The sequence below is a fragment of the Nocardia sp. CA-135953 genome (assembly GCF_050955735.1).
In the GTDB taxonomy this organism is placed as follows: Bacteria; Actinomycetota; Actinomycetes; order Mycobacteriales; family Mycobacteriaceae; genus Nocardia.
In genome coordinates, this window is the sequence record NZ_CP192082.1 from 6,851,711 (window position 1) to 6,876,836 (window position 25,126).

Genomic DNA, 25,126 nt, shown 5'->3' on the forward strand with positions numbered 1-25,126 from the left:
TGTCTGTCACCGAGGCCGGGGACCCAGGCTGCCGACCAAGCCTGGATCCCCGGCGATTCAGTGCGCGACCGGGCAGCCCGAGGCCTTGTAGTCGACCTGGAATTCCTTGACCCCGTTGAGCCAGCCGGAGCGCAGCCGCTTGGGGTCACCGAGCTTGGTGATATCGGGCATGGCGTCGGCAATGGCGTTGAAGATCAGATCGACCTCCATCCGCGCCAGATTCGCGCCGATGCAGAAGTGCGCGCCGGTACCGCCGAAGGACAAGTGCTGGTTGTCCTTTCGCATGATGTCGAACTTCTCCGGGTGCTCGAAGACCTCTTCGTCGAAGTTGGCCGAGCGGTAGAGCATGACCACCCGCTGGCCCTTCTTGATCTGGACGCCGCCGAGTTCGGTGTCCTCCAGCGCGGTCCGCTGGAACGAGGTGACCGGGGTGGCCCAGCGAATGATCTCGTCCGCGGCGGTGGCCGGACGCTCCTTCTTGAACAGCTCCCACTGGTCCGGATGCTCCAGGAAGGCCGCCATGCCGTGGGTGATCGCATTGCGGGTGGTCTCATTGCCCGCGACGGCGAGCATGATCACGAAGAAGCCGAACTCCTCCGGGGTCAGCTCATCGCCGTCGACATCCGCCTCGATCAGCTTGGTCGCGATATCGTCGGCCGGGCATTCCTTACGCGCCGCGGCCATCTGGTACGCGTAGCCGAGCACCTCGGCCGAGGCGGCGACCGGATCGGCCGTGCTCCCCGGATCGTCGTAGCCGGTCATATCGTTGGACCAGGTGAAGACCTTCCTGCGGTCCTCTTGCGGGATGCCGATCAGCTCGGCGATCGCCTGCAGCGGCAGTTCGGAGGCGACCTGGGTGACGAAGTCGCCGGTGCCGTTCTCCACCGCCTCCTTCACGATGGCCTCGGCTCTGGTCTCGAGTTCTGCTTTCAGGCCGTTTATTACGCGCGGGGTGAAGCCGCGGGAGATGATCTTGCGAAGTTTGGTGTGCTGGGGCGCGTCCATGTTCAACAGGACGAAGCGCTGCAGCTCGATCTGCTCGCGGGTGATGTCGTCGTTGAAGCGCGGGATCGCGGTGTTCTCGAAGGTGGAGAACACATCGCTGCGGCGCGAGACCTCTTTGACGTCGGCATGCTTGCTCACCACCCAGAAGCCCTCGTCGTGGAAGCCGCCGATTTCAGGGGGCTGCGGATTCCACCAGATCGGTGCGGTACGGCGCAGTTCGGCGTACTCCTCGACCGGAACACGCTCGGCATAAATGTCCGGGTCCGTGACATCGAACCCATCCGGCAGGTTCGGCCGGGCATCGCGCTGGTCTACCACCAGATGTCTCCTTCGACAAACTGAAACACGTTCTACAATCATTGAAGCATAGGCTGCATAATGAGGGAAGAACAGGACAGATTCCGCCGTACCACGCGTAAACACACGTTTCAGTTTCTGTCCCGAAAGAAAGGTTGGACATGGGCACACCCGTCATCGTCGAGGCCGCTCGCACCCCCATCGGCAAGCGCGGTGGCCGGCTCGCCGGTCTGCACGCCGCCGAACTGCTCGGCGTCGCCCAGCGCGGGCTGCTCGAGCAGGCGCACCTGGATCCCGCAGCGGTGGAACAGGTCATCGGCGGCTGCGTCACCCAGGCGGGCGAACAGTCCAACAACGTGACCCGCGTCGCCTGGCTGCACGCCGGACTGCCGTGGCAGGTCGGCGCCACCACTATCGACGCGCAGTGCGGATCGGCGCAGCAGGCCAACCATCTGATCGCCGGACTGATCGCGACCGGCGCCATCGATATCGGCATGGCCTGCGGCGTGGAGGCGATGAGCCGAGTTCCGTTGGGCGCCAACGTCGGCGAGAACGCGGGCCCGCGCCGCCCGGCCTCCTGGAATATCGATCTGCCGAATCAATTCGAGGCCGCCGAGCGTATTGCCAATCGGCGCGGCTTCACTCGCGACGATCTCGATGAACTCGGCGTCCGCTCGCAGCGGTTGGCCGCCCAGGCCTGGGCCGAGGGACGCTTCGATCGCGAGGTGCTCACCGTGACCGCGCCCGGTGTCGACAAGGAAGGCAAGCTCACCGGCGAGAAGCTGGATGTGACAAGGGATCAGGGCCTGCGCGAGACCTCGCGCGAGGGGCTGGCCAAGCTCAAGCCGGTACTCGAGGGCGGAATCCACACCGCGGGCACCTCCTCGCAGATCTCCGACGGCGCGGCCGCCGTACTGCTGATGGACGAAAAGGCCGCGCAGCGAGCGGGTTTGCGCCCGCGCGCGCGAATCGTGAGCCAGGTGCTCGTCGGCGCGGAGCCCGAGTTCCATCTCGACGGTCCGGTGCAGGCCTGCACCCGGCTGCTCGAACGCTCCGGAATGAATATCGGCGACATCGACCTTTTCGAGATCAATGAAGCCTTTGCGGCAGTGGCACTTTCATGGGCTTCTGTACACAAACCAGACATGGACCGGGTGAATGTAAACGGTGGCGCCATTGCCCTCGGACATCCCGTCGGCTCAACCGGATCTCGGCTCATCACAACGGCTTTGCACGAACTGGAGCGTTCCGGTGGCAGCACCGCGATGGTGCTCATGTGTGCAGGTGGTGCATTGGCGACAGGCACCATCATCGAGCGCTTGTAGCAGTTTCAACCAATTCCGCTCCGAAGTTGAACGTTCATCCCAATGAGCCCAAAACGTGTCGTACGCCACACAAACTCCAGCACAGGCACGTAGATGACCCATCAGCTATCTTTTCGCTATCGTATCCCCATAGGGGAAGACCCTTGCGACGGGCCAGAACCGGTTCACACCACCCCTTCTCAAGAGCCGTTGGCGTGACCCGCAAACGCAACCGTCGCAGTGACTTCACCAGAGCGGCACCTAGAAGCTTCAAGGAAATCCCGAATCAGGCGTAGGTTTTCAGTTACTGAGCCGCTAATATCAATGATACGTATCCGAGATAACGACTGTTAGTACAGCGAAGGGAATTGGGCGGCTCACAATGGCTGATTTCGCGGCGCGGCTGAACAAGCTGTTCGAAACCGTGCATCCCCCGGGGCGCAAGCCGCACACCAACGCGGAGGTTGCGGCTGCGCTGACGGCCTCCGGGCATCCGATCTCGAAACCGTACCTCTCGCAGTTGCGGTCGGGACAGCGGACCAACCCGTCGGACGAAACGGTGGCTGCACTGGCCAAGTTCTTCAAGGTCAAGCCGGACTACTTCTTCAACGACATCTATGCCGCCAAGATCGATCACGATCTGGAGTTGCTGTCCCAGCTGCAGGGCTACGGACTGCGACGGTTGTCGAGTAGGGCGTTCGATCTGTCCGAAGAATCACAGAACCTCCTCACCTCCATGGCGGAGAAATTGCGGGCAAGCGAAGGTTTGCCCGAAATTCCTCCGGACGGTACCGAATAGGTTCTCCCACAGCGCAGTACGGTGCGACCCTCAGGGTCGCACCGTACTGCGTCATGGTATGGATGCTTCTCGCCTTGCGTCACCCGTGAATTATGGGCTTGGCAACAAGTGCAGGGTTGCGATAAAAGCGCGCGCCTGGAGTGACTGCGTTGTGACGAAATCAGTTGTGCGGATACGTCGGTAGACACATGGAATCCGGCAGGCCATCAGAGCCTTGCCGGATTCCTTGCTATGTCAACTGTATTGAATACCCCGAGCGAGTCCTCGGGAATGCTTCGGACTGATCGGTTTTGATTGCGCACGATCAATTTCGGGCACCCGCTTCGTAGGCGCGCGCGATTGCCTGGATCCAACCGCGAGGACTAATGCCCTCGGGCGGAGCAATCCACCGTGCGTCTACTACTACATCGCCCAATGGGTTTCGTGCCCACTGCGCAACTCGGTCCGCACGCGCCGATACCAGTGGCGGGCCCGCGGTGACAATTCGACGCCGCCGCCGGATTGCAGATACCGCGCGTCCATGATCTGCGCGACCTGGTCGGATGCCTCGAGCTGCGCCGAGGTACCGGTCTGCTCATGGGCGACCACCTCCGGAAATCGGCCGACCATGACGCGGTGCAAAACCTTGATCTGCCGCAACAGGATTCGCGCACGCACCCACAACTCCACCACGATCCAGACCGCACCGAACGCGATGGGCAGCGCGGCCGCCGCCCAGATCGGCCAGGCCCAGTCCGGTTCGCCGACCCGCGCGGGCGGCGCATCGATGGAGGCCCGGCGAACCTCCAGCGCGGCCAGTACCGCGACGACCGCGGTGCCCGCGGTGAAGATCGCGATACCGCGACCGAGGGTGGTCCAGTCCAGATTGCGCGCACCGGTGACAACGATGAATACACAGCCGAGTGCTACGACTACCCAGCCGAAGGTGGTGGACCAGAACAGATTCACCGCCACCTCGAATACACCGACGCCATAGATGACCAAGGCGATCTGGCGCAGATTGCGGCGGGAGACGACCGGCCACGCGGCCGAGGCGACCACCGAGGTCGCGGCCGCGAAGAGGATCCACGCCGAGACGACGATGCCATCGGAGCGCAGGCCCGAACGCAGGCCGCGCGGTAGCAGGTTGTCCAGCGCCAGCGCGATTTCCGGAACCGCGACGGTGGCCGCGAGTGCGACCGCCGCGACCGCGACGACAATCGCCACCCGGGCGGTCGTCGCGGGCTTCACCAGCACGCGCCCCACACGCGCGCCGACGGAACCGACTGCGGCGGAACCAGTTCCAAGCACAGCCAAACCGGTACCGAGCGCGGCCGAACCCGCACCCACCACCGCGAAACCAACAGCAGCCGAACCAGTTCCAAGCACAGCCAAACCGGTACCGAGCGCGGCCGAACCCGCACCCACCACCGCGAAACCAACAGCAGCCGAACCAGTTCCAAGCACAGCCAAACCGGTACCGAGCGCGGCCGAACCCGCACCCACCACCGCGAAACCAACAGCAGCCGAACCAGTTCCAAGCACAGCCAAACCCGTGCCGAGCGCGGCCGAACCCGCACCCACCACCGCGAAACCAACAGCAGCGAAACTAGTTCCAAGCACAGCCAAACTCGTGCCGAGCGCGGCCGAACCCGCACCGGCGGCCGCGGAACCGTCGGCAGCGGAACCGGTCCCGAGAACGGTGGCGACCCCGGCCGAGCCGATGCTGGTGCTGGTGCTGGTGCCTACCGAGCCACCGCCGAGGAGTGCGCCGAGCAGACCCGTCGCGGCTGAACCAGCTGCTGAACCGGCGGCGGCCGAGCCGGGACCGGCGGCGGGGTTCACACCGGCTGCGGCGTCGGTCGAATCGATCGGCGAACTGACACTCGGTTGGCCCGGAATCGTGAGCGGCATCCAGACATCGCCGTTCGAATCCGGCGTCGGATTATTCGGGTCCGCGCACGTCGCAAGTACTGCGACCACACGCGACGTGCGACCAACGGCCATGCGCCAGCATTCCCCTCATCCGAAATAGCGCAGATCTCTGGCCCGGTCGCAACACTTCAGTTCCGGGACTTCAACGAACGGGAGCCCATAGTAAACCCCAGCCCAATCCGCGCAGTAGCTCGGGGCACGCCGGGTATTCGACACGCCCGGCCCGCCACACGCCGGCTCTCGGTCGACCGCCCAGATCATGCCATCGGGAGTTCGGCTTCGATCCCGAACACATTTCCGCGTCGATCCCCCGACGTGCGCCGGGCCAAACGGGCAGACCAGTACGTATGACGATGCCGCGCAGCGGCGAATCGGACGTGCCAACAGTGGAACCCGGGTCGGTCCGTTCGCCCGGCGACGAACCCACCGCGGACCGCATGTTCGCACCTCTACCGCCAGAACACGAATCGAGGGACGCGCCGACACGACCCCACCGAACCGGAGAGACAAATAGCACGACCGTACCGATCCTTGTCGGGCGAAGCAACCGTCCAGCTTTCGGCGCTGCCGGAACTATTCGGCGCTCAAGCGCCGTATACCGCCTCCGGCGGAACGGACTTGGCGATCAGGTCGGCGACCACCGGGCCGAGTTCGGCCGGATTCCAGCGGGCACCGCGGTCCACGGCGGTACCGTGCCGCCAGCCGTCGGCGAGCGCGACCTTGCCGCCCTCGACCTCGAACATCCGGCCCGTGACGGCCGCGGATTGCGAACTGCCGAGCCAGACCACGATCGGCGAGACATTCTCGGGAGCCATCGTGTCGAAGCCGTCCTCGGGTGCGGTCATCATCTCGGCGAAGACGGTTTCGGTCATGCGCGTGCGGGCCGAAGGGGCGATGGCATTGACAGTGACGCCGTAGCGTGCGAATTCGGCCGAAGCGGTGAGGGTCAGGCCCGCGATACCCGCCTTGGCGGCACCGTAATTGCTCTGGCCGACACTGCCCTGCAGGCCCGCGCCGGAGCTGGTGTTGATGATGCGGGCATCGACCGGGCGACCCGCCTTGGACTCGCCCCGCCAGTACTCGATCGCATGGCGCATGGTCGCGAAGTGGCCCTTGAGGTGGACCCGGACCACGGCATCCCACTCGTCTTCGCCGAGGTTCACCAACATGCGGTCGCGCACGAAACCGGCATTGTTGACCAGCACGTCCAGGCCGCCGAAGGTGTCGACGGCCTGGCGGATGAGATTGCGCGCGCCGTCCCAGTCCGCGACGTCGTCACCATTGGCCACGGCCTCGCCGCCGAGTGCTTTGATCTCGGCGACGACCTGTTCGGCGGGCGTCTCACCGGTCGCCGCACCGTTCAGCGCGGAGCCGAGATCATTGACGACCACGCGGGCTCCGGCGGCGGCGAAGGCGAGCGCGTGCGCCCGGCCGATACCGCGGCCGGCACCGGTGACGATGACAATGCGCCCCGCGCAGATCTGCTCGGTGTCCATACCTGTTGTGTCCTCTTCGTTTTCAGGTTCGATTGTTCAGGCCTCGGCGGTCTGCTCGCCGACTTTCGCATTCGACGCCGCGAGGAATGCCGGACGCTCACCGCCGCCGTGCACCAGCAGCGTCGCGCCGCTGACGAAGGCGGCCAGGGATGAGGCCAGGAAGGCGGCGCAGCGGCCGATGTCCTCCGGGCGGGCCATCCGACCGAGCGGGATGGTCGCGCCGACAGCGTCGATACCGTCTTGATCGCCGTAGTGCAATTCGCTCAGTTCGGTGACAACCGGGCCCACGACCAGCGAATTCACCCGGACCTTCGGCGCCCATTCGACCGCGAGCGAGGAGGTCAGGCTGTCGACGCCCGCCTTGGCCGCGCCGTAGGCGGCGGTACCCGGCGACGGTCGATGCCCGCTCACACTCGACACCATCACAATGGAGCCGCCGCCCGGCTGCTGCTGCATCACCGCATTGGCGGCCTGCGAGACCAGCAGGGGCGCGAGCAGATTCAGCTCGACGATCTTGCTGTGGAAGTTCTTGCCGGCGTCGGCGGCAAGGGCGAACGGGGCGCCGCCCGCATTGTTGACCAGGTGATCGAGGCGGCCGTGCCGCGCGACGATCGCGTCGACCAAACCCTGCACGGCATCGGCATCGCGCACATCGCAGGGCAGGTATTCGATCTCCCGGCCCTCATGCTGCACCAGCTCTTCACCGGGTCGTCGCGCGCAGGCCACGACGGTCGCTCCGGCAGCCAGGAAAGCCCTGCTGACGCCTGCGCCCACCCCGCGCACACCGCCGGTGACAAGGACGACGTTGCCGGTGAGGTCTATTTCGAGTGCCACCGTGCTAATCTACCAAGCAACTGCTTGCTTTGCCATCTCGTACACACGATGGGACTTGCGATGGGGATCAACCGTCACTCCGAATCAACCGGCATCACCGTGGTCACGGTCGACTACCCGCCGGTCAACGCCATACCGTCCGACGGCTGGTTCACGCTGGCGGATGAGATCCGCGCGGCCGGGCGCGATCCGGAAGCCAAAGTGGTGGTCTTGCGCGCCGAGAACCGCGGCTTCAATGCCGGTGTCGATATCAAGGAAATGCAGCGCACCCCCGGCCATCAGGCGCTGATCGACGCGAATCACGGCTGTTTCGAGGCGTTCGCGGCGGTCTACGACTGCCCGGTGCCGGTGATCGCGGCGGTACAGGGCTTCTGCCTCGGCGGCGGCATCGGCCTGGTCGGCAATGCCGATGTCGTAATCGCTTCGGATGACGCCACTTTCGGGCTGCCCGAGGTCGACCGCGGTGCACTCGGTGCGGCCACGCATCTGTCCCGGCTGGTGCCGCAGCATCTGATGCGCGCGCTGTTCTATACCGCGAGCACCATCACCGCACAGCAGTTGCAGCACTTCGGCTCGGTGTACCAGGTGGTCCCGCGCGCCGAACTCGATGCCGCCGCGCTGGAGGTCGCCAAGAACATCGCGACCAAGGACAGCCGGGTCATCCGGGCGGCCAAGCGGGCGCTCAATGGCATCGATGTACAGGACGTGCACCGTAGCTACCGCTACGAACAGGGCTTCACCTTCGAACTGAATCTCGCCGGTGTCGCGGATGAGATCCGCGCGCGGTTCGACGGCGATCTGGCCGCACGCAAGGAAGAGAGCAAGGAAAGCTGATGCGGGACAAGCGAATGTCGCTCGACGAGGTCGTCGGCGAACTGCGCAGCGGTATGACCATCGGCATCGGCGGCTGGGGCTCGCGGCGCAAGCCGATGGCGCTGGTGCGGGCCATCCTGCGCTCGGATATCACCGATCTGACCGTGGTCAGCTACGGCGGCCCCGATCTCGGTCTGCTGTGTTCGGCGGGCAAGGTGCGCACGGCGTACTACGGCTTCGTCTCGCTGGATTCGCCGCCGTTCTACGACCCGTGGTTCGCCAAGGCGCGGACGTCCGGCGCGCTGGTGGCGCGGGAGATGGACGAGGGCATGTTGAAATGCGGGCTGGAGGCGGCGGCCGCTCGACTGCCGTTCCTGCCGATCCGCGCCGGTCTCGGATCCGATGTCGCGAAGTTCTGGGATGGCGAGCTGAAGACCGTCGCGTCACCGTATCCGGACGGCGACGGACGAACCGAGACGCTGATCGCGATGCCCGCGCTGAATCTCGATGCGGCGCTCGTGCATTTGAATATCGGCGATAAGCACGGCAATGCCGCCTACACCGGCGTCGATCCGTACTTCGACGACCTGTACTGCCTGGCCGCCGAACGCCGCTACGTCTCGGTGGAGCAGGTGGTGGAGACCGAGGAACTGGTGAAAGCCGTTCCGCTGCAGTCGTTATTGATCAATCGGATGCTGGTCGACGGTGTGGTCGAAGCGCCCGGCGGCGCGCACTTCACCCTGGCCGCCGACAGCTACGGCCGGGACGAGAAGTTCCAGAAGCACTATGCGGAATCGGCCAAGACGCCGGAGTCCTGGCAGCAGTTCGTCGACAAGTATCTGGCGGTCTCCGAGGACGAATATCAGGCCGCCGTTCGCGAGTTCGCACAGGAGGCGCAGAAATGACATCGCGAAGCGATTCCGTGAAGGGTGGTGGCCGGGTGCCGGGCGGGCCTACTGCAGAAACCGTCACCAAGGCCGAGATCTGCGCCATCGCCTGCGCCGAGATCTTCAGCGGCGCAGGGGAAATCATGGCCTCGCCGATGTCGCCGATGACGATCATCGGCGCGCGGCTGGCCAAGTTGACCACCGAACCGGATCTGCTGCTCTCCGACGGCGAGGCGCTGTTCTTCGCCGACACTCCCCCGCTGGGCGCCAAAGCGCCGATCGAGGGGTGGATTCCGTTCCGCAAGGTGTTCGATGTGGTCGCCGCCGGACGGCGCCATGTGGTGATGGGGGCCAATCAGCTCGATCGGTTCGGCAATCAGAATCTGTCGGCATTCGGTCCGTTGCAGCAGCCGACCCGGCAGATGTTCGGTTCCCGCGGCGCGCCGGGCAACACCATCAATCATCCGACCAGCTACTGGGTTTCGCGGCATACCCGCCGGGTGTTCGTGGATCAGGTCGATATCGTCTCGGGCGTCGGCTACGACAAGGTCGATCCGGCCAATCCGGCGTATCGATTCCATCACCTGCACCGGGTGGTCACCAATCTCGGCGTCTTCGATTTCCAGGGACCCGACCATACGATGCGGGCGCGCAGTCTGCATCCGGGCGTCACCGCCGACGAAGTCGCCGAGAACACCTCGTTCGAGATCGCCGGACTGGCCGAGGCGGACCAGACCCGGCTGCCGACCTCGGAAGAGCTGCGGTTGATCCGGGATGTGCTCGATCCCAAGAAGGTTCGGGAATCGGAGGTGCCGTCATGAGTTCGCTGCGGACACCGCTGACCGAATTGGTCGGCATCGAACATCCGATCGTGCAGACCGGCATGGGTTGGGTGGCCGGGCCGAGCCTGGTGTCGGCGACGGCCGAGGCGGGTGGGCTCGGGATTCTGGCCTCGGCCACCATGACATTCGCCGAATTGGAAGCCGCGATCGCGAAGACCAAGGCGCATACCGACAAGCCGTTCGGCGTGAATATCCGCGCCGACGCCACGGATGCGCCCGAGCGGATCGATCTGTTGATCCGGGAGAAGGTAGCCGTCGCGTCATTCGCGTTGGCACCGAAGCAGGAACTCGTCGCCGAGTTGCAAGATGCCGGTGTGGTGGTGATTCCATCGGTCGGCGCGGCCAAACACGCGGTGAAGGTCGCGTCCTGGGGCGCCGATGCGGTGATCGTGCAGGGCGGCGAGGGCGGCGGACATACCGGCCCGGTCGCGACCACGCTGCTATTGCCGTCGGTGCTGGATGCGGTCGATATTCCGGTTGTCGCGGCAGGCGGATTCTTCGACGGACGTGGTCTGGCGGCCGCATTGGCCTACGGCGCCGCGGGTGTCGCGATGGGCACGCGTTTCCTGTTGACCAAGGAGAGCACCGTACCCGACGCGGTCAAGCAGGAATACCTGAAGCGACAGCTGCAGGACACTGTGGTCTCGCTCAAGGTCGACGGTATGGCGCACCGGGTGCTGAATACCGAACTCGTTGATCGCCTGGAACATTCGGGGCGCTGGCGGGGGTTGGCCGCCGCGGTCTCCAATGCGGCGAAGTTCAAGGGCCTGACCGGCATGAAGTGGTCGACCATGGTCCGTGACGGTCTGGCCATGCGAAAAGCCAAGGACCTCAGCTGGTCTCAGGTAGTGATGGCCGCCAATACCCCGATGCTGCTGCGCGCCGGACTCGTCGAGGGCAATACCCAGGCGGGCGTGCTCGCCGCGGGCCAGGTCACCGGCATCATCGATGACCTGCCCACCTGTAAGGAACTCATCGACCGCATCGTTGCCGACGCGGTTGTGCGGATCGACACCATCGCCGCGCTGACTGCCGATCATGGCGTGACCCCGAGCCCGTCATAGCCGAAGCACCGCTTCGGTCTATTCACGAAGGCCGCCCGGAGCCTTCCTGGCCGGAGCGGTCTTTCGCATGCATTGGAAGTTCATACGAATCAAGGTTTCCGAATCCACTATCTGCCGAGGTGTGTACCGGGGCCGCCGCCTTCGCCTTGTAGCCTTGACCCACGCGACGACGGACAAATGAGACGGGGGGCACCAGTGAGTGACTTCGAGCTGGATCCGGACAAGACCCGAGAGTTGGCGAATACGGTTCGGAGCCATGGTGACGCGGTCGGCGGATTGGCACCATTGGCTGAGGGGCTCGTCGCCCTGCCCACGATGGAAAGCTCCGATATAGCCCAGACCGTCGACGCGGTCGCGACCGGACTGAACAAGGTTGTGGAATATCACGCTCGCCGTCTGCACGAGTTCGCAGATCTCACCGACACAGCAGTGACTCAATTCCTTGCGGAGGATGGTGCCTTCGCGGACCGTCTGCGGGAGGCCGGACAGCGGTGAGCGGCGGCGCGTATGTAGAGGCGCTTACGGTGTCCAAGGTGCTCAGTTGGGATCCGCGCCCTGCGGTGAACATCGGAGCGAAGATCTCGGACAAGGCCCAGAAGCTTGACGCCGATACCGCCAAAGCGGCATCGGCGATCGACATGTCTTACGAATACTGGAAGCGCGCCGCTGGCGACGCCGCTCGCGATCGCGCAGCCCAAGACCGCGACCATGCGCGGCGAACCAAGCAGGTGATGGGGGACATCCAGCAGGAGATCTATATCCAGCTCGACGCCATTGTTGGCTACATTGATGTCATCAAAGAGGCAAAACGCGACGCCGAGGATTCGGAGTACCACTTATACGTCGAGGACGACGGCGAGGTCCGCTCACGAATGCCCAACTGGAAGGTCGTGCTGGAGCACGGTCCGGACGGATTGGTAGCGAAGGAAGGCTACGAGTTCTACCTGACCAGTCGGATCCGGGGCGCGCTCACATCGATTCAGCAGACCGACAAAGAGGGTGCCGAGAAAATCCGGCGACACCTGGAGTCTCTATCGCCTGAGGTGCAGCGAGGCGCGACTCCCATGCCCAGCGACCCAAAGCTAGCCGAGATCCTCACGAAATATCAGACAGCACCGTCCAAGTCGGGTGCGACCTTGTGGCCTTCGGGCCTGTTGCTGAACGAGATCCGGATGGTTTCACCCGATTTCCAACCGACATTCATGACACCTGAGGAAGTGGCGCTGCTCGAGTTGCAGCTCACGAAGCCGGACGGGATCAGCAGGGTTACCGACTTCTTCGATTTCAAATCACAGGCCGAGGAAGCGGCAAAGAAGGCGTACGACAACGACCCCGCCGCTCTCAATGACGGTCATGGAGACGCGTTCCGGCACATGTACTGGAACTCGCTGATGACCCAACGATATGGCGAGGACTGGACTCAAAGCTTCGGCACAGCACACGAGGGTATCGGCGGCAATGCTCCCGCACGGGAAGCAATGGACCTGCACAACAACAGCCTCGGCAGACAGGTCGCGGTCGAGCATCCGAACGCCTCACCTGAAGAACTGCAGAGACTGGTCCAGCAGAAGATCGATGCCGGCGATGCGATCGTGATCAACCAGCAGCAACAGATCGAGTGGAGCAACCGCGTGAAGGTTGGCGAGACCGGCTCGCCGGAACCATCGGATATCCCACTACCAGCAGGGAAGTGAGGGCCATGGGCATCAAGCTGGTTACAGCTGTTGTCGGGATGGCGATGCTGGTTCTCACCGGTTGTGCCGCCAGCTCGGAACCGCCGAACGGTGTCGGGGAGGACTGCACTGCGACGTTCGAGTTGGCTGCGAATCCGCAACCCTTGGGTTCGCCCGCGAGGCTCGAGCAGACAGTACGCACGAAAGCCGCTGCGCCCGATACGGTTTCACTTCGCGATCTGACTGTCGAGGCCGGTTGGAATGACGATTGGGACCGGATGGTGGTCGTCCAGTCGGGAATGACTCGGGAAACAATGAATTCGGCCTCGGGATTGGCCGGATATTGTTGGCGGAGACTGCCGGTGTTCAGCTCGGATGACCACTTCCACTACGAGTACTACGTTTTCATCCAAGGTTCGGCGCCAAAGCAGGCTGTCCCGGCAACCCCGAGTCGCAAGCTTTTCAGCAACGTTCAACGCGGGGATGTACTGCGCCCCGACACTCTCCTCGAATCGGTTCCGCCAGCAGGAGCACGACAGGCAGGATACTTCGTTCCCGCTGGCTAGGTGACAATCCAGCGCGGAATCGGGCCTGGTGTTGTGACCGGCACACATCACAACGTCGGGTGCGGGTCCCAGCCCGCTGCGCTCGACATGGCAGCCGCCATGCTCGGCGACGGGTACCGCGATGTCGAGCAGGCTGCACAGTTTGGCATCGAGGCGCTGTTGGTATCGAGTGATCGCCCGATCCGGTCGGTGTGGCAGCGAGCGAACGAGCTGGGCATGCTCATGCGGGCCATTCCTACACCGGCGTCGGCGGGTTACCTGGACGAGCTCGAGAAGTGGGCACCGGCCGCGCGTGAGTTCTCGGCGCCCGAGCTGTAGTCAACCGCCGAGCGCAACGACGGCTCGATCGGTCCAGCGATACTGGCGTCCTTCCCGGCGTAACTCCACCAAGTGCAGCCTGTCGACGCGAACGGAGATTTGCGGAAGGTTCCGGAGCAGGGAGACATCGTCGATCAGCGGGGCTGCTCCTTGTGACCGATTGATGTATCCGATTCCGAGATGCGGCCGGAACTCCGATGTCTCTGCAAGTCGGCTCGATGGGCGGTGAACAGCCGATGCGCAACGAACTCGGCGGTGCACGCTGAGGAGACCGTCCCATGGGGTGACGGAGAACCTGAGTGCGCTTCGGGATCCCGTCAACGGGCCAATGCTGAGGTCGAAGGGCTTCACTGTAGAAAGTTCTGCCTGTGCCGCCGACATGACGCCGTCCAGTTGCCGATCGGAGACTTCGGCAACCTTGCCGATACTGAGCACCGTCAGGTGCAGGCCGTCCAAGGGCACCAGGTCGATACCGTCATGCACGAGCGCTTCCTGACACCGCGCCACGAGGCTGATCAACTCTGGATCGTCGAATGTGATGTACCAGTAGTAGCCCGCTTGGCCTGGCCCCCATGGCTTCATGGTCCAGTGGTCATGCAAGGTGGACAGTTGACAAAAGGCCGACCAGTCGTTGTCTGCAATCGCGGCTGCCTCGGATGTTGATGCCGGGCGGAGCAAGGGGAACGGACGTTTGGACGTGGCGCTCATATAGCTGCCATGCTCCTCGGCTCAGGACGATTGACGCTGAAGAGTTTACGGTCCCGCCGAATCGCCTACGAGCTGATCGTGTTCGAAGAGTTCGCCATGCCTACCGGCACGGCGAAGCTCAGAGTTATATCGGTGTCGCTTCCACTATTGGGACTGTGCGAAGCGGCCGAAGTGAGCGACGAGTCCACCGAAGTCGCTTCGTCCGCCCAGACGAACTCGCGGAACTGCCAGTGCACAACACGGTCCGGCTCCGTCTGCACCATCACTCCGAATCCGAACACCGCACGCGACCCTATCTGGGCTGACAACGGTCGGGCTTCCATCCGACTCGCTGGTCCGGGATGCCCCGAACAATGCCCCCGCTGACGCCGCACCGGCAGAGGGCTCGGGGAGGCGAGGCTCTCTAGTTGAGGCGCTCGATAATCGTTACGTTGGCAGTACCACCGCCTTCGCAGATGGTAAGCAGGCCGTAGCGGCCGTTGCGGCGTTCCAGCTCATTGAGCAGCGTCGCGAAAAGCTTTGCGCCGGTGGCGCCGAGCGGATGTCCGAGGGCGATCGCGCCGCCGTTGACGTTCACCTTCTCCGGATCGGCGCCGGTCTCGCGCAGCCAGGCGAGCACGACCGGGGCGAAGGCCTCGTTGATCTCGACGACATCGATATCCTCGATGGTCAGACCGGTCTTCTCCAGCGCCCACTTGGTGGCCGGAATCGGGCCGGTGAGCATCATGATCGGGTCGGCGCCACGGGCGCTCACATGGTGGATGCGGGCGCGCGGGCGGAGTCCGTATTCCGCGACGGCCCATTCGGAGGCGAGCAGGGTCGCGCTCGCGCCGTCGGAGATCTGGCTGGCCACCGCGGCGGTCAGTGTGCCGCCCTCGGCGAGCACCGGCAGCGACGCCATCTTCTCGAGCGAGGTCTCGCGCGGTCCCTGGTCGATCCAGAAATCACCGACGGGCACGATCTCGCCGTCGAAGCGGCCGTTCTTGATGGCATCGCGGGCGCGCTCATGGCTGCGCAATGCCCAGCGCTCCATCTCTTCTCGGCTGATATTCCACTTGTCGGCGATCATCTGGGCACCGTTGAACTGCGAAACCTCCGCGGTGCCATAGCGATGGTCCCAGCCCTGCGCCCCGACGAACGGTGCGTCGAAACCATATTCCGTGCCCGCCAACATGGCCGCCGAGATCGGAATAGCGCTCATATTCTGCACACCACCCGCGACGATCACCTCAGCCGTGCCACTCATAATCGCCTGCGCGCCGAAATTGATGGCCTGCTGGGAAGATCCGCACTGCCGGTCGACGGTAACGCCAGGAACTTCCTCCGGATAACCGGCGGCCAGCCACATGGTGCGACCGATATTGCCCGCCTGCGGACCGATATTGTCGACGCAGCCGACGATCACATCGTCGACCACCGCCGGATCAACGGGGTTGCGATCCAGCAGCCCACGCAATGCGGCCGCGCCGAGATCGGCCGGATGCACCGCGGCCAGCGCACCATTGCGCTTGCCGATCGGCGTGCGCACCGCGTCGATCACATAGGCGTCCCGCACCGGGGTGTACGGGCGGCGAGCGGATGGTGCTGACATGGAGAACTCCTACTTGGTGTTGCCCGACGGGCCTGGAGGCGGTAGCTCGCGTAGCCCACGCTGGGCCATGCGAGCTACCGAAATCGACTACGGCACGGTCAGGCCGTCCAGCACGATGGTCAGGTACTGCTTGGCGAGGTTCTCGACGGTGATCGAGCCGCCGGGCTCGTACCACCGCACCGCAACCCAAACCGTGTCCCGGAGGAACCGGTAGGCCAATTCGACATCGAGTTCCGGCCGGAAGCTGCCGTCCTCGACGCCCTTGATCAACACCCGGTGCCACAGCTCGCGGAATTCTCGGTTGTAGTCCGCGATATAGGTGAACCGCTCCGAATCGCGCAACCGCTTGGCCTCGGCCTGGTAGATCGCCACTGCGGCGTGTGAGCGGTCGAAGGATTCGTAGGACGCGATCACCAAGGCTTCCAAGGTATCTCGCGAACTGAGCCCGGAGGCCACGATCTCCCGGTACCGCCCGAACAGATCGTCGAGGAAGCCGCGCAGAATCTCGTCGACCATCGACTCCTTGGAATCGAAGTGGTGATAGAGGCTCCCCGAGAGAATCCCGGCCGCATCGGCGATATCCCGCACGGTGGTCGCACGCAGCCCACGCTCGGCGAACAGTTGGGCCGCGAGTGCGAGCAATTCATTGCGCCGAGCTGATTTCGAGGCGTCTGGTGCGGTCACACGGCTCATAATACAACCAAGCATTTGCTTGGGCCAACCGCGTGCCTCGATTGGTCAGCGCATCGAATAGCGCAGTGGTGACGACACCGACAGGTCGGCAAGGAGTCGGTCGCAGATCACGACCGGTGAGACGCCTGCGCGCGCCATCCGGGCGACCAGCGCGAGTCTGCGCTCACAGCTGTCCCATTCGACGGTCAGCGGGTTGCGATCCGGGCCCGCGTCGACAGTGGCCATAACGCGCGGCGGGCCGAATAGGACCGGCTCCTCGATGAGTTTGAGGATCATGCCGCGCTGCCAGGCACGATAGGTATCCATATCCGCACCGACCACCAGCTTGTCCGTAGCGGCGCACAGACCTTGGGCGATCTCGTCGGTGAACGCCACGCGATCGAAGCGGAATTCGCGGCATTTGCGAATGACATCGAGCAGATCCGCTCGCACCTCACACAGCAGTGCCGTCTGCCGCCGCCGTCTGCGATCCTGTTCGGATCCGAGCGATGCGGCACTGAGCCCGACGCGGCAGGCACGTTCGTAATCGCGTGTCATATCGGCGCGCAACGCACCCCGCGGATCACGGGCGACCTCGGCTTCATCGATCGCGTACTGCTCGAGAATCTGGGCGGTCCGGGTCGCGGTCGCGCGGTCGGATGTGTGGTCCATGAGTTCGGCACCGAGGGTGAGTGCCGCGAGCACCATGCTGTCCAGACGTCGCCTGGCCAGCACGACTTGGCGCACCAATTCGAGTTCCAGTTGTTCGTCGGCCGGTGGGCGATCCTGCCCCATAGCCATCGCCCCTTAGGGGAGTGCGGGATTCGACCACTCCCAGCATTGCACAGGTTTACCGCCGGCGTCCCGGCCTTTTTTACCTGATCAGGCGGTGTTTGATGGCAGCGCCTGCGGCGCTGCGTGTTCGCGGCCCCCGGGTGTCTCGCGTCCGAGCCGTCGAGACTCGCGACTTCGTCGCATCGCTTCGACGACTCGGACGCGAGACGGGCCGCGAACGGTCGCTCGCAAGACTCGCTCCGTGGTGGTCGATGATGGTGGATCGTTCGGCACCGGATGCACTCGCATCGGATGGTCGAATCCCGTGCCTGCGGCGCATCGCTTCAACGACTCCGACACGAGACGGGCCGCGAACGGTCGCTCGCAAGACTCGCTCCGTGGTGGTCGATGATGGTGGATCGTTCGGCACCGGATGCACTCGCATCGGATGGTCGAATCCCGTGCCTGCGGCGCATCGCTTCAACGACTCGGACGCGAGACGGGCCGCGAACGGTCGCTCGCAAAACTCGCTCCATGGTGGTCGATGATGGTGGATCGTCCGGCACCGGATGCACTCGCATCGGATGGTCGAATCCCGTGCCTGCGGCGCATCGCTTCAACGACTCCGACACGAGACGGGCCGCGAACGGGTCACTCGCAAGGCAGTAATGATTGCCGAGTTCCCGCGGTGGCCGTCCTGACTCACCGTAAGACAGCTCCGTCGTGGTCGGTGATGGTGGGACGTTCAACACCTTGATGCGCGCCGGACGGTCGAGTCGCGCATGTGGTGGGTCGATCAGGCGCGCTGGCTGCTGACCGATACCACTTCGCCGGTGAGGTATGAGGTGTAGTCGCTAGCGAGCATGGCGATGGTGGCGGCAACCTCCCAGGGTTCCGCCGCGCGGCCGAAGGCTTCGCGTTCGGAGAGGCGGTCGAGGAGTTCGGTCGAGCTGACCTTGTCGAGGAAGGCGTGCCTGGCGATGCTCGGGGCGACGGCATTGATGCGGACGCCGAGTTCGGCGGCCTCGACGGCGCTGCAGCGGGTCAGGGCCATGACGCCGGCCTTGGCGGCGGCGTAGTGCGCCTGGCCGTATTGCGCGCGCCAGCCGAGCACGCTGGCGTTATTGACGATGACACCGCCGTGGCCCGCATCGCGGAAGTAGCCGAGGGCGGCGCGGGTGCAGCGGAAGGTGCCGTTGAGCGTGATGTCCAGGACTCGGTCCCACTGCTCGTCGGTCATATCGACGACCGGTGTCTCGCCGCCGAGTCCGGCATTGTTGACCATGATGTCGATGCGGCCCAATGCCGTTGCGGCACCGCGAATCAACTCGTCGACCTGTTCGCTGCTCTGCACATCGCACACGATCGAGGCGACCCGGCGCTCCGGGAATTCGGCCTTCAACTCGACCTCGGTTTCGGCGAGACGCCGCTCGTGCCAGTCGGATACAACGACATCGGCGCCCTCGGCGAGTAACCTGCGCGCGGTCGCGGAGCCGATGCCGGTGCCCGCCGCGGCAGTGATCACGGCATTGCGTCCGGTCAGCAGACCGTGCCCCGGAATAGGCTGCGGCGCAACGGAAAGCGGTCCATTCATGGGCGAGCCTCCCGCGGCAGTCCGAGCACGCGCTCGGAGATGATATTGCGCTGCACTTCGTTCGAACCTCCGTAGATCGTGTCGGCGCGGGTGAACAGATACAGCCGCTGCCATTCGTTGAGATCGTGCTCATCGGCCACCAGACCGGCGGGGCCGAGCACGGCCATGGCCAATTCGCCGAGGCCGCGATGCCAGTTGGCCCACAGCAGCTTCGAAACCGAGGCTTGGCCGCCGTCGTCGGCGGTGCTGTCCTGCATGGTGCGCAGCGCGTGCGCGCGCAGCACACGCAGGCCGACCCATGCCCTATCGATGCGGTCGGCGATCAACGGGTCGTCGGCCGCGCCGGTGCGGCGGGCCAATGCCTCGATATCGGCCAGTTCGCGAGCGAATCGGATCTGCTGGCCGAGGGTGGAGATGCCGCGCTCGAAGGTGAGTGTGCCCATGGCGATGCGCCAACCGTCACCGGGTTCGCCGACGACCAGGTCCGCGGCGGTGCGGGCGTCATCGAAGAAGACCTCGTTGAATTCCGAGGTACCGGTCAGCTGGATGATCGGGCGGACCTCGATACCGGGCTGATGCATCGGAACCAGCAGGTAGGAAAGGCCTTTGTGCCGGGTCGAACCCTTTTCCGTGCGCGCGACGACGAAGCACCAGTCGGCCACATGGGCCAGCGACGTCCAGATCTTCTGGCCGTTGATCGACCATTCGTCGCCGTCGAGCTGGGCGCTGGTGGTGATGGCCGCCAGGTCCGAGCCCGCGCCGGGTTCGGAGTAGCCCTGGCACCACAGCTCGGTCACATTCCGGACGCCCGGCAGGAACCGCTGCTTCTGCGCCTGGGTGCCGAAGGCCAATACCGTCGGACCGAGCAGTTCCTCACCGACATGGGAAACCCGCGCGGGCGCGTTCGCCTTGGCGTATTCCTCATGGAAGATCACCTGCTGGCGCACCGAGGCCTCGCGCCCGCCCCACTCCTCGGGCCAGCCGAGGCAGGTCCAGCCTGCGGCGGCCAGATGCCGGTCCCAGGCGAGGCGTTCTTCGAAGGCCTCGTGTTCGCGGCCGGGCCCGCCGAGTCCGCGCAGCGCACGGAACTCGCCGTCGAGGTTCTCGGCCAACCACTCGCGCACTTCTGCGGAAAACCGCGCGTCCTGTGCTGCGGTGCCGGAATCTGAGGTCTGGATAGCAACCACGCCGGTAGGATAACCTACCAAGCACTTGCTTTGTTAGAGCCGGACCGCTTTTATCGAGCAAGGGCAGCAAAAGACCCCGCCGACGGTGAGGACACCCGTGACAACCCCCGCACAAACGACACCCATGGCACTGCACGATGCCGCGCGCACCTTCGGCACCGCGCCCGCCCTCGGCGACGGCGACGTACGGCTGGACTGGGCGCAGTTGCTGGCAGCGGTGCAGGAGGTGGCGCGGGCGCTGATCGCGCGTGGCGTGCAGGCCGGCGATCGGGTCGCCATGTGGGCGCCGAATACCTACCACTGGGTGATCGCCGCCCTGGCCGCGCACTACGCGGGTGCGGCCTTGGTGCCGTTGAATACCCGCTACGTCGCGGACGAGGCCGCCGATGTGCTGGAGCGGGTCGAGGCCAAGGCGCTGTTCATTGCCGGGACCTTCCTGGGCAGGGATCGGTTGGCCGAATTGCGTGCCGCAGCACCGGAATTGCACATCGATACGGTGGTGGTCATTCCGGTCGAGTCGGAAACCGACGATCCCACCGCGCTGAGCTGGTCGCAGCTGGCCGAAGTCGCCGAATCCGTCCCGCCGGCCGATGCCGTGAAGCGCGCCGAAGATGTCGGCCCCCAGGATATTTCCGACATCCTGTTCACCTCCGGCACCACCGGACGCAGCAAGGGCACATTGGTCGCGCATCGGCAGGCGCTGTCGGTGGTGCGGGCCTGGGCCGAATGCTCCACCCTCGACAGCTCCGATCGCTATCTGGTGGTCAGCCCGTTCTTCCACAACTTCGGTTACAAGGCAGGCATTCTCGCGTGCCTGGTGACCGGCGCGACGATCATTCCGCAGGCGACCTTCGATGTGCCGGTGACCATGCGACTGGTCGGCGAAGAGAAGATCACGGTATTGCCCGGCCCGCCGACCATCTACCAGACGATCCTGGACTTCCCGGACCGGGACAACTTCGACCTGAGCACCCTGCGGGTCGCCGTCACCGGTGCCGCGACCGTACCGGTGGTGCTGGTCGAGCGCATGCGTTCGGAACTCGACTTCGATGTGGTCATCACCGCCTACGGGCTGTCCGAGGCCGCCGGATTCGGCACCATGTGCCGCGCGGACGACGAGGCCGCGACCATCGCGGGCACCTGCGGCCGGCCGATCGCCGATTTCGAACTGCGGCTGAGTCCGGAAGGTGAGGTGCTGCTGCGCGGCCCGAATGTCATGCTCGGCTACCTCGACGACCCGGAAAGCACCGCGGAAACCATCGATACCGAGGGCTGGCTGCACACCGGCGATATCGGCACGATCGACGAGCGCGGCTATCTGAAGATCACCGATCGACTCAAGGATATGTACATCTCCGGCGGATTCAATGTGTATCCGGCGGAGGTGGAACAGGCGCTGGCCCGACTCGCCGGGGTGGCCGAATCCGCGGTCATCGGAGTCCCGGATACCCGAATGGGCGAGGTGGGCAAGGCATTTGTGGTGCGCAAGCCCGGCGCGGGACTCACCGAGGAGCAGGTGCGCGCACATGCGAGCACGGTGCTGGCGAATTTCAAGGTGCCGCGGTTTATCGAATTCCGGGACCAATTGCCTTACAGCGCGGCCGGGAAAGTGCTGAAACGTGAACTACGTGAGGAGAAGTCGTAATGTCCGAGATTCCCTATGAGCCGGACGTCGTCACGTACGAACGGCGCGGGCGGGTCGCCATCGTGACGCTCAACCGGCCCGACTACCGCAATGCGCAGAACTCGGTGATGACCTACGCTCTCGACGCCGCCTTCGAGCGCGCGGTCGAGGATCCCGAGGTCGGCGTAATCGTCCTGGCGGGCAACGGAAAACACTTCAGCGCCGGGCACGATATCGGCACTCCCGGCCGTGATCACCATGTGCGCTACCAGAACAAGGCCGCGCTCTGGTGGGATCACGTCGACAAGGTCGGCGGTGACCAGCGTTTCGCGCGCGAGCTCGAGGTGTACCTCGGCATGTGCCGACGCTGGCGCGAAATTCCGAAGCCGACTATTGCCATGGTGCAGGGCGCCTGCATCGCGGGCGGGCTCATGCTGGCCTGGGTCTGCGATCTGATCATCGCTTCCGATGACGCCTTCTTCTCCGATCCCGTTGTGCGCATGGGTATTCCGGGTGTGGAGTACTTCGCCCATCCGTGGGTGATGGGTCCGCGCGCGGCCAAGGAGTTCCTGTTCACCGGTGACCGCTTCGATGCGGCGCAGGCCGAGCAGTGGGGCATGGTCAATCGCGTCGTGCCGCGCGACCAGCTCGAGACCGAAACCCTCGAACTGGCCGAAAAGATCGCCACCATGCCGCAATTCGGGCTCGCGCTGACCAAGAAGGCGGTCAACCAGGCCGAGGATCTGATGGGCATGCGGGCGGGCATGGATTCGGTATTCGGCCTGCATCACTTCGCACATGCGCACAATGCCGAGGTCGGCGCGGATTCGCTCGGCGGTATGAACGCCAAGTCGATGAAGGCCAACGCGACGACGGCCTCGACGTCCGAGCAGAACGGGACAACGTAGTGGATCTGGATCTCGATCAGGCGACGCAGGAATTCCAGCGGGAAGTCCGCGAATTCCTCGCCGCGGCCAAACCCGCGAAGCCGCTGCCTTCGATGGATACCAAGGCCGGGTTCGAGGCGCATCGCGAATGGGAGCGCACGCTGGCCGAGGCACGGCTGTCGGTCGTCGCCTGGCCGCAGGAGTACGGCGGGCGCGATGCCTCGCTGCTGGAGTGGGTGCTGTTCGAGCAGGAGTACTACGCCGCCGGTGCACCGGGGCGGGTCAGCCAGAACGGCATATTCCTGCTGGCGCCGACACTTTTCGAGCACGGCACGCCGGAGCAGCTGGAACGGATGATGCCGCGGATGGCACGCGGTGACGATATCTGGGCGCAGGCCTGGTCCGAGCCGGAGGCGGGCAGCGATCTGGCCGGTATCCGCTCGACCGCGCGACGCACCACCGGCGGCTGGCTGTTGAGTGGTCAGAAGACGTGGAGTTCGCGAGCAACATTCGCGGACTGGGCCTTCGGGCTGTTCCGCAGTGATCCCGAGGCCGTATCCGATGCGGGGCCCTCCGTGGTTACGCAGGAGGCCGCCTCCGGGCCTGACCGCAACCGCCGGGGGCGGCATCGCGGACTCACCTATGTGATGTTCCCGCTGTCCGCGGATGGTGTTTCGGTACGGCCGATTCCGCAGTTGGACGGGGAACCCGGCTTCGCGGAGATCTTCCTCGACGATGTCTTCGTACCGGATCGCGATGTGATCGGCGAGCCCGGCGACGGCTGGCGGGTCGCGATGAGTACGTCGAGCAATGAGCGCGGACTGTCGCTGCGGTCCCCGGGCCGCTTCAGCGCCACCGCGCAGCGGCTCATCGATCTCTGGCTCGACACCGGCGACCGCACCAATACCGCGCAGCGCGATGCGGTGGTGGACGCCTGGATCGGCAGCGAGGCCTATCGGCTGCACACCTTCGGCACGGTCACCCGGTTGAACGAGGGCGGCAAGCTGGGCGCGGAATCCTCGATCACCAAGGTGTTCTGGTCCGAATTGGATATCGCCGTGCACGAGACCGCGCTGGACCTACTCGGCAGTGCGGCCGAGCGGTCCGGGTCCTGGACCGACGGCTATCTGTTCTCGCTGTCCGGCCCGATCTATGCCGGCACCAATGAGATTCAGCGCAATATCATCGCCGAGCGGCTGCTCGGACTACCGAGAGGGAGCAGCCGATGAGATTCGCGCTCAGCCCGGAACAACTCGACTTCGGTACCAGCCTGCGCAAGCTGCTCGACGCCGGACGGACACCAGCCGCGGTGCGCGGCTGGGCCGCGGGTGACCCCCGGCCCGGACGGGCGCTCATTCGGCAGTTGGCCGGTGCGGGTGCGTTCGGTCTTGCCGTCGAGGAGCGGCACGGCGGTGTCGGTGCGGAGCCGATCGATCTCGTCGTCGCGTTCCAGGAGATCGGCCGCGCCGCCGCGCCCGGCCCGCTGGTCGAGACGGCGGCCGCGATACCGGCACTGCTGCAAGCCCTTCCGGATCCCGCACCGGCCGCGCGCTGGCTGCCCGAGTTCGCGGACGGTGCGGCGCTCGGCACGCTGGCATTTACTTCGGTCGAACACGGCACGGTCGCGTTGGATGCCGATACCGCCGACGTCGTGCTCATTGCCGACGGTAAGCAGCTCCGCACCGGACATCGCGCGGGTCTGGTGCGATCGGTCGATCCGGCGCGGCGACTGTTCGTCATCGAATCCGATGCCGTTGTCGCCGAAGGTGAGCAGGTGCTCGAGGCGGTTGGGGCGGCCTTCGACTCCGGCGCGCTGGCCAATGCGGCGCAATTGCTCGGTGCGGGCCGGGCATTGCTGGCCGCGGCGACCGAATATGCCAAGCAGCGCAAGCAGTTCGGTAAACCGATCGGCGAATTCCAGGCCGTGAAGCAGAAGCTGGCCGATGTGCTGATCGGGCTGGATCTGGCCGAGCCGCTGCTCTACCGGGCGGCATTGACGATGGGTGAAACCACGCGCGGGCGTGACGTTTCGGCTGCGGTGATCGCCTGCGGCGATGCGGCCTATCGGGCGGCACGCGCGGCGCTGCAGGTGCACGGCGCGATCGGCTACACCGCCGAGTACGACCTGTCGCTGTGGTTGACCAGGGTGACCGCGCTGCGTTCGGCCTGGGGTACACCGGATCTGCATCGTTCCCGGATTTCCCGCGCACTGCGCGACGAGGCTGTTCGGGACCGAGCCTTGCGAGGTATGAAATGACTGCGTCCCGTAGCGATTCG

The 25,126-nt window shown here is 65.0% G+C and carries 24 protein-coding genes; 14 read left to right on the top strand and 10 right to left on the bottom strand.

Annotation, left to right across the window (positions count from 1 at the left end):
* Window positions 1-57: 57 nt before the first annotated feature.
* Entirely contained in the window at window positions 58-1,365 is a 1,308-nt protein-coding gene (locus ACQPXH_RS31210; RefSeq protein ID WP_433599997.1) for a cytochrome P450, read from the bottom strand.
* 98 nt (window positions 1,366-1,463) lie between these two features.
* Here ACQPXH_RS31210 and ACQPXH_RS31215 point away from each other — a divergent pair, with 98 nt between their 5' ends.
* Window positions 1,464-2,627, top strand: coding sequence for a steroid 3-ketoacyl-CoA thiolase (locus ACQPXH_RS31215; RefSeq protein WP_433599998.1), 1,164 nt, complete (start codon window positions 1,464-1,466; stop codon window positions 2,625-2,627).
* Between the two features lie 361 nt (window positions 2,628-2,988).
* Window positions 2,989-3,405 (top strand): helix-turn-helix domain-containing protein, encoded by a 417-nt coding sequence (locus tag ACQPXH_RS31220; RefSeq protein ID WP_011207048.1) that lies wholly within the window; start codon window positions 2,989-2,991, stop codon window positions 3,403-3,405.
* Between the two features lie 402 nt (window positions 3,406-3,807).
* Here ACQPXH_RS31220 and ACQPXH_RS31225 read toward each other — a convergent pair whose 3' ends face one another.
* From ACQPXH_RS31225 to ACQPXH_RS31235, 3 genes are all read right to left on the bottom strand, one after another.
* A complete protein-coding gene (locus ACQPXH_RS31225; protein WP_433599999.1) occupies window positions 3,808-5,298 on the bottom strand; it encodes a hypothetical protein in 1,491 nt (496 codons plus the stop codon).
* A gap of 605 nt (window positions 5,299-5,903) precedes the next feature.
* Entirely contained in the window at window positions 5,904-6,815 is a 912-nt protein-coding gene (locus ACQPXH_RS31230; RefSeq protein ID WP_433600000.1) for an SDR family oxidoreductase, read from the bottom strand.
* Between the two features lie 36 nt (window positions 6,816-6,851).
* Window positions 6,852-7,649, bottom strand: a complete 798-nt coding sequence (locus tag ACQPXH_RS31235) for an SDR family oxidoreductase (RefSeq protein WP_433600001.1) — start codon at window positions 7,647-7,649, stop codon at window positions 6,852-6,854.
* A 60-nt stretch (window positions 7,650-7,709) separates the two neighbouring features.
* On the opposite strand from ACQPXH_RS31235, the gene ACQPXH_RS31240 reads away from it, so the two are divergent.
* The 8 genes from ACQPXH_RS31240 to ACQPXH_RS31275 all read left to right on the top strand — a co-directional run bounded on the left by ACQPXH_RS31240 (window position 7,710) and on the right by ACQPXH_RS31275 (window position 13,812).
* On the top strand, window positions 7,710-8,483 hold the full coding sequence (locus ACQPXH_RS31240) for an enoyl-CoA hydratase family protein (protein ID WP_433600002.1): 774 nt from the start codon (window positions 7,710-7,712) through the stop codon (window positions 8,481-8,483).
* Complete coding sequence (locus ACQPXH_RS31245; RefSeq protein ID WP_433600003.1) at window positions 8,483-9,367, top strand: CoA transferase subunit A; 885 nt, start codon at window positions 8,483-8,485, stop codon at window positions 9,365-9,367. Before ACQPXH_RS31240 ends, ACQPXH_RS31245 begins: the two co-directional genes overlap by 1 nt.
* On the top strand, window positions 9,364-10,170 hold the full coding sequence (locus ACQPXH_RS31250; RefSeq protein ID WP_433600004.1) for a CoA-transferase subunit beta: 807 nt from the start codon (window positions 9,364-9,366) through the stop codon (window positions 10,168-10,170). The genes ACQPXH_RS31245 and ACQPXH_RS31250 overlap by 4 nt, the downstream gene beginning before the upstream one ends.
* Entirely contained in the window at window positions 10,167-11,255 is a 1,089-nt protein-coding gene (locus ACQPXH_RS31255; RefSeq protein ID WP_433600005.1) for an NAD(P)H-dependent flavin oxidoreductase, read from the top strand. Before ACQPXH_RS31250 ends, ACQPXH_RS31255 begins: the two co-directional genes overlap by 4 nt.
* Window positions 11,256-11,450: 195 nt before the next feature.
* On the top strand, window positions 11,451-11,750 hold the full coding sequence (locus ACQPXH_RS31260) for a hypothetical protein (protein WP_433600006.1): 300 nt from the start codon (window positions 11,451-11,453) through the stop codon (window positions 11,748-11,750).
* A 29-nt stretch (window positions 11,751-11,779) separates the two neighbouring features.
* The gene (locus ACQPXH_RS31265; protein ID WP_433600007.1) at window positions 11,780-12,949 is read left to right on the top strand and encodes a DUF6973 domain-containing protein; all 1,170 of its coding nucleotides are present in this window, start codon (window positions 11,780-11,782) and stop codon (window positions 12,947-12,949) included.
* 5 nt (window positions 12,950-12,954) lie between these two features.
* Complete coding sequence (locus tag ACQPXH_RS31270) at window positions 12,955-13,494, top strand: hypothetical protein (protein WP_433600008.1); 540 nt, start codon at window positions 12,955-12,957, stop codon at window positions 13,492-13,494.
* A gap of 99 nt (window positions 13,495-13,593) precedes the next feature.
* A complete protein-coding gene (locus tag ACQPXH_RS31275; protein ID WP_433600009.1) occupies window positions 13,594-13,812 on the top strand; it encodes a hypothetical protein in 219 nt (72 codons plus the stop codon).
* Here the strand turns inward: ACQPXH_RS31275 and ACQPXH_RS31280 are convergent, their stop codons facing one another.
* The 6 genes from ACQPXH_RS31280 to ACQPXH_RS31305 all read right to left on the bottom strand — a co-directional run bounded on the left by ACQPXH_RS31280 (window position 13,813) and on the right by ACQPXH_RS31305 (window position 20,338).
* Window positions 13,813-14,520, bottom strand: a complete 708-nt coding sequence (locus ACQPXH_RS31280) for a 2'-5' RNA ligase family protein (protein ID WP_433600010.1) — start codon at window positions 14,518-14,520, stop codon at window positions 13,813-13,815.
* 403 nt (window positions 14,521-14,923) lie between these two features.
* Window positions 14,924-16,111: an acetyl-CoA C-acetyltransferase gene (locus ACQPXH_RS31285; RefSeq protein WP_433600011.1), complete on the bottom strand. Its 1,188-nt coding sequence runs from the start codon at window positions 16,109-16,111 to the stop codon at window positions 14,924-14,926.
* Between the two features lie 87 nt (window positions 16,112-16,198).
* A complete protein-coding gene (locus ACQPXH_RS31290) occupies window positions 16,199-16,804 on the bottom strand; it encodes a TetR/AcrR family transcriptional regulator (protein ID WP_433600012.1) in 606 nt (201 codons plus the stop codon).
* 45 nt (window positions 16,805-16,849) lie between these two features.
* Window positions 16,850-17,578, bottom strand: coding sequence for a hypothetical protein (locus tag ACQPXH_RS31295; protein WP_433600013.1), 729 nt, complete (start codon window positions 17,576-17,578; stop codon window positions 16,850-16,852).
* 775 nt (window positions 17,579-18,353) lie between these two features.
* On the bottom strand, window positions 18,354-19,151 hold the full coding sequence (locus ACQPXH_RS31300; RefSeq protein WP_433600014.1) for an SDR family oxidoreductase: 798 nt from the start codon (window positions 19,149-19,151) through the stop codon (window positions 18,354-18,356).
* Window positions 19,148-20,338, bottom strand: a complete 1,191-nt coding sequence (locus ACQPXH_RS31305; protein WP_433600015.1) for an acyl-CoA dehydrogenase family protein — start codon at window positions 20,336-20,338, stop codon at window positions 19,148-19,150. Before ACQPXH_RS31305 ends, ACQPXH_RS31300 begins: the two co-directional genes overlap by 4 nt.
* A gap of 97 nt (window positions 20,339-20,435) precedes the next feature.
* Here ACQPXH_RS31305 and ACQPXH_RS31310 point away from each other — a divergent pair, with 97 nt between their 5' ends.
* The 4 genes from ACQPXH_RS31310 to ACQPXH_RS31325 are packed head-to-tail and all read left to right on the top strand — an operon-like array spanning window position 20,436 to window position 25,106.
* Window positions 20,436-21,983, top strand: coding sequence for a FadD3 family acyl-CoA ligase (locus ACQPXH_RS31310; RefSeq protein WP_433600016.1), 1,548 nt, complete (start codon window positions 20,436-20,438; stop codon window positions 21,981-21,983).
* Complete coding sequence (locus ACQPXH_RS31315; RefSeq protein ID WP_433600017.1) at window positions 21,983-22,870, top strand: enoyl-CoA hydratase; 888 nt, start codon at window positions 21,983-21,985, stop codon at window positions 22,868-22,870. The genes ACQPXH_RS31310 and ACQPXH_RS31315 overlap by 1 nt, the downstream gene beginning before the upstream one ends.
* On the top strand, window positions 22,870-24,078 hold the full coding sequence (locus ACQPXH_RS31320; RefSeq protein WP_433600018.1) for an acyl-CoA dehydrogenase family protein: 1,209 nt from the start codon (window positions 22,870-22,872) through the stop codon (window positions 24,076-24,078). The genes ACQPXH_RS31315 and ACQPXH_RS31320 overlap by 1 nt, the downstream gene beginning before the upstream one ends.
* The gene (locus ACQPXH_RS31325; RefSeq protein WP_433600019.1) at window positions 24,075-25,106 is read left to right on the top strand and encodes an acyl-CoA dehydrogenase family protein; all 1,032 of its coding nucleotides are present in this window, start codon (window positions 24,075-24,077) and stop codon (window positions 25,104-25,106) included. The genes ACQPXH_RS31320 and ACQPXH_RS31325 overlap by 4 nt, the downstream gene beginning before the upstream one ends.
* Window positions 25,107-25,126 lie beyond the last annotated feature (20 nt).

What these genes read in the sequence shown, in the direction of transcription:
- ACQPXH_RS31295 (WP_433600013.1), bottom strand. Translation starts at nt 17,578, where the DNA reads ATGGGGCAGGATCGCCCACCGGCCGACGAACAACTGGAACTCGAATTG.
- ACQPXH_RS31215 (WP_433599998.1), top strand. Translation starts at nt 1,464, where the DNA reads ATGGGCACACCCGTCATCGTCGAGGCCGCTCGCACCCCCATCGGCAAG.
- ACQPXH_RS31255 (WP_433600005.1), top strand. Translation starts at nt 10,167, where the DNA reads ATGAGTTCGCTGCGGACACCGCTGACCGAATTGGTCGGCATCGAACAT.
- ACQPXH_RS31300 (WP_433600014.1), bottom strand. Translation starts at nt 19,151, where the DNA reads ATGAATGGACCGCTTTCCGTTGCGCCGCAGCCTATTCCGGGGCACGGT.
- ACQPXH_RS31270 (WP_433600008.1), top strand. Translation starts at nt 12,955, where the DNA reads ATGGGCATCAAGCTGGTTACAGCTGTTGTCGGGATGGCGATGCTGGTT.
- ACQPXH_RS31245 (WP_433600003.1), top strand. Translation starts at nt 8,483, where the DNA reads ATGCGGGACAAGCGAATGTCGCTCGACGAGGTCGTCGGCGAACTGCGC.
- ACQPXH_RS31220 (WP_011207048.1), top strand. Translation starts at nt 2,989, where the DNA reads ATGGCTGATTTCGCGGCGCGGCTGAACAAGCTGTTCGAAACCGTGCAT.
- ACQPXH_RS31315 (WP_433600017.1), top strand. Translation starts at nt 21,983, where the DNA reads ATGTCCGAGATTCCCTATGAGCCGGACGTCGTCACGTACGAACGGCGC.
- ACQPXH_RS31230 (WP_433600000.1), bottom strand. Translation starts at nt 6,815, where the DNA reads ATGGACACCGAGCAGATCTGCGCGGGGCGCATTGTCATCGTCACCGGT.
- ACQPXH_RS31280 (WP_433600010.1), bottom strand. Translation starts at nt 14,520, where the DNA reads ATGAGCGCCACGTCCAAACGTCCGTTCCCCTTGCTCCGCCCGGCATCA.
- ACQPXH_RS31210 (WP_433599997.1), bottom strand. Translation starts at nt 1,365, where the DNA reads ATGATTGTAGAACGTGTTTCAGTTTGTCGAAGGAGACATCTGGTGGTA.
- ACQPXH_RS31275 (WP_433600009.1), top strand. Translation starts at nt 13,594, where the DNA reads ATGCTCGGCGACGGGTACCGCGATGTCGAGCAGGCTGCACAGTTTGGC.
- ACQPXH_RS31225 (WP_433599999.1), bottom strand. Translation starts at nt 5,298, where the DNA reads ATGCCGCTCACGATTCCGGGCCAACCGAGTGTCAGTTCGCCGATCGAT.
- ACQPXH_RS31290 (WP_433600012.1), bottom strand. Translation starts at nt 16,804, where the DNA reads ATGAGCCGTGTGACCGCACCAGACGCCTCGAAATCAGCTCGGCGCAAT.
- ACQPXH_RS31250 (WP_433600004.1), top strand. Translation starts at nt 9,364, where the DNA reads ATGACATCGCGAAGCGATTCCGTGAAGGGTGGTGGCCGGGTGCCGGGC.
- ACQPXH_RS31325 (WP_433600019.1), top strand. Translation starts at nt 24,075, where the DNA reads ATGAGATTCGCGCTCAGCCCGGAACAACTCGACTTCGGTACCAGCCTG.
- ACQPXH_RS31240 (WP_433600002.1), top strand. Translation starts at nt 7,710, where the DNA reads ATGGGGATCAACCGTCACTCCGAATCAACCGGCATCACCGTGGTCACG.
- ACQPXH_RS31285 (WP_433600011.1), bottom strand. Translation starts at nt 16,111, where the DNA reads ATGTCAGCACCATCCGCTCGCCGCCCGTACACCCCGGTGCGGGACGCC.